Here is a 3,657-nt window from a genome sequence, read left to right on the forward strand (position 1 = left end):
ACTGTCTCACAATTTCTCCCTTCATGGTGATGTAAGCTATCAACAAAAGCTTCAGAAAACTGGTATAAGTGGTGCAAATTTTTCAGGAGGAATACGCTATCAGTTTTGAGGCAAAACTTTATAACAACAGGTATATTGTTATTTCTGTACACTTCATCAAAAAAGGCAGCACAATACGCTGCCTTTTTTTATTCTTGACACCCTTTCATAAAAAGATCGTTCGAATAGCTTTTGTTTTTTATCCTCCCAAGATCATCTCCATCAAGATTTATTGATTGACAAAGCTAGGTATTGTTTTTGATGCATACCAGATTGAAGTAGCTGCTCGTACACAGGCAAAAAAGCGCTTTCGTTATAATCCTGAAAAGAAAGCTGTGGAAGGTCTTGCCAATTTGCTGGAATTGGGGAGCGTGAAATGCGTGTAGCAGTCTTTGCGCAAAAGAATGAAAATATGCACTAAAGCGGGTGGTTATGCTTAAGGGTGAGAATAAATTCAGTGATTTTGAGAAATCTGCCCCTTACGCTGTCTTAGATATCGAATGGCATTTATCTCTCATAAACAAAAATGTCGCAAAGCGCTTCATCTCCAAGTGAAAGTAAAACTTTCAGAAAAAACACCTTATATGTATTTATTGATAAATCATATATGTTTATTGATAAATCGCGCTTACTTCATAAAATCCCCTCCCCCTTTTTCTCAAAGCAAAAAGAAAATGTAAAGTTTTACTGTCGTAAGTAGATAAAAAGCACAAGCTACTATTATTTTCCTCTTTACACAGGAAACATACTGCAAAATATTTCTTTACGCAGATAACTTAATTAAATACACCAAAAAAACAAAGACATCAACCACTTTATCAAAATACTCAAGAAGAAACTAAGATTTATAAAAGCATCAATCAGTGCTCTTTAGCATATTTATAAAACACATTACATCCAGTATAAAACACCTCAGATCTAAAATTAAATAAACTTTTCTAATTTTTGCTGACGGCTGTTCCCAACGATGCTGTCCCCCCTTTATTCTCCTTAATGCATCAAAATATATGACAGTACTGTGATACCCTTAAAAAAGTACAAACAAACAACGATCATTTGCTTATAATATTGTCCTTAAATATCATTTTTAATATTTTTAATTATATATTTAATACGTAATAAATAAAACTATAAATATAATATGACTTAAATGTAAATATATACATTAATTATTATGTTTTTTAATTTGACTATAAGTAAATTATAAAATAGTGATCAGGAAGAATGTTTTTTATAGACCATTATTTATTTTCTTATATTGTTTGTTCTTCTTATAACAAGTGGAGATATGGAAAACAGGAAAAATATTTGTAGCTTAATTTAAGTGAGGAGAACATAAATGTCTAAAAAGTCTCTTTTATCGTATACAGCAATTGCAGCAATTCTATTATTTGGGACCTACCACAAAACACAAGCGGAAGAACTTAAAGTTTCTGATGGAAAAAAAATGGAAGTCTCTAAAGAAAGCTACGATAATATTTGGGCAGAAACGGGTGGAAAAATCATCGGCAAGAATTTAAAGCTGGGGAGTACCTCTCCAACACCACCATCTGTTACAACCGTTGTCACCGTTAAAGGATCCGATAGTTTGATTGAATTATCGGACAATACCATCATTGGTGCTCCACTTGGAACTAAATCTTCCTATGAATACGGCGTTAATATATCGGACAACGCTACATTCAAAATGACAGGAGGTTCTATCAACGTTGATAAAACCGCTATTCAGCTAAATGCTGGTAACGGAAATATGGAAAATGTCACAATAACAAGTGAAAACAGCGAACCCTATAACGCAATAAGAGCTGAAAAAAAAAGTAAACTCACTTTGAAAAATATAACTGTTAAAAAAGCAAAAAACAGCATCTTTGCAGATAACCAAACTCAAATAACAGTTATCGGTGGATCTTTTGAGGCAAAAGAAACAGCAATCAATGCTCGAAACGGTAGTATCATTACTTTAAACAATAAGGCAAAAATCACATCACTTAACGGTGATGGGCTCAATGCCATTGATGAGCAATCAAAAATTTTTATGACAGGGGGAGCTGTTACTGGGAGCAATAGTGTATTATACACAAAAGCTGGTGGATATATTAATGTTAAAGATGTTGTACTCACAGCAGATGGTAAAGGAACAAGATTCGGTGCGTTTGCAAGAGGTCACAGCACTATTGAATTAAATGGTAACACAACAATTAAAAATGCTTCGATCGGTGTTAAAGCCGAAAGTGATGATGCGACAATCAAAATGACCGGAGGATCGATTGAGGTCACAGGAGACAAAGCAGTAGGTGCATCATTTCTTAACACCACCAGCAAAGAAAACACGCTGAAAGATGTGAAAATATCAAGCGGAAATGATGACTTTCTTATGGATAAAGGAATAAGTGCTGACAAAGGAAGTATTGTCACTTTAAATAATGTAACCGTCACGAAAGCAAAAAACAGCATCTTAGCAGATAACAAATCTCAAATAACAATTACCGGCGGATCTTTTGAGGCAAAAAGAGAAGCAATAATTGCTCAAAACGGCAGTAGCATTACTTTAAACAATGGTGCGAAAATCATTTCATCTGAGTATAATGCGCTGAATGCCATTGGTGAGCAATCAAAAATTTTCATGACAGGAGGAACTGTTACTGGGAGTAATAATTCATTATATGCAATTTTGGGTGGATATATTAATGTTAAAGATGTTGTACTCACAAAAAATGGCGAAGATTCAGCTACAGGCGCATTAGCTGAGGGCCCAAACAGCGTCATTGAATTAAACGGAAAAACAACAATTACGAATATTCCCACAGGTCTTAATGCACGGAGCGGAGGAAAAATCACAAGCGAAGAATTAACGATAAAAGGACGTAAAATAATTATTGAAATCGATGAGGAAATCTTCAAACTGCCTGGCTCAGGTGCATTTGCTACTGAAAATAGCGCCATTGAATTAAACGGAAAAACAACGATTGGAAAAGTTGATTTTGGACTTGTCGCATCCAAGAATAGCACGATTAAGATGGTCAATGACGCTAAAAACAAAATAGATGCAACAATAGTTGCACTATCGGTAGAGAGCAATGGACATATTGATCTCGCAAATACTTCTGCAACAGCAGGGGTTGCTGGGGTGAATTTTGCAGATTTGACTAACAATTTTTCAGATTTGGTTAACAATTTTCCAGATTTGACTAAAAATACGTTATTTGCAGATTTGTCTCAAAATAATTTAAAGGGCCTAAGTAGTCGTACTCCACAAGATTGGCAAAACGGTGAAGTTAATTTGACCAATACAAATCTGATCGTTGAAAATGGTATTGGAATATATACCGAGGAATCAATGGGGAAAATTAATCTCAAAAATTCAAAAATCCTTGCAGATACGTTATTCAAAAACATAAAGCAGAAGACAAAGCCTGTTGGAATGTTTACTTTAACCGCAGATCATTCTGTCTTACAAGGCGGTGTAAGAAATGACGAAAATGGGCAAACACGCTTTGATCTGAAAAACGATACAACATGGACGTTGAAAATCAGCAAAAACGAAAAAGATGATGATGGCAATCTGCTTGATATCGCTCAAAGATCTCGTTCTGATGTTTCTGTGCTTAATCTCGATAA

1 protein-coding gene and 1 pseudogene are annotated in these 3,657 nt (G+C 34.7%); both read left to right on the forward strand.

Annotation, left to right across the window (positions count from 1 at the left end; translation table 11 throughout):
• The first annotated feature begins 275 nt into the window (after positions 1-275).
• Positions 276-425, forward strand: coding sequence for a hypothetical protein (locus tag ACFIMU_RS08500; RefSeq protein ID WP_375607570.1), 150 nt, complete (start codon positions 276-278; stop codon positions 423-425).
• A gap of 953 nt (positions 426-1,378) precedes the next feature.
• A pseudogene (locus ACFIMU_RS08505) lies at positions 1,379-3,657 on the forward strand (autotransporter outer membrane beta-barrel domain-containing protein); the annotation flags it as partial.

Origin of the sequence: Bartonella sp. AC70YNML, from assembly GCF_042196545.1 — a bacterium.
Taxonomy (GTDB): domain Bacteria; phylum Pseudomonadota; class Alphaproteobacteria; order Rhizobiales; family Rhizobiaceae; genus Bartonella.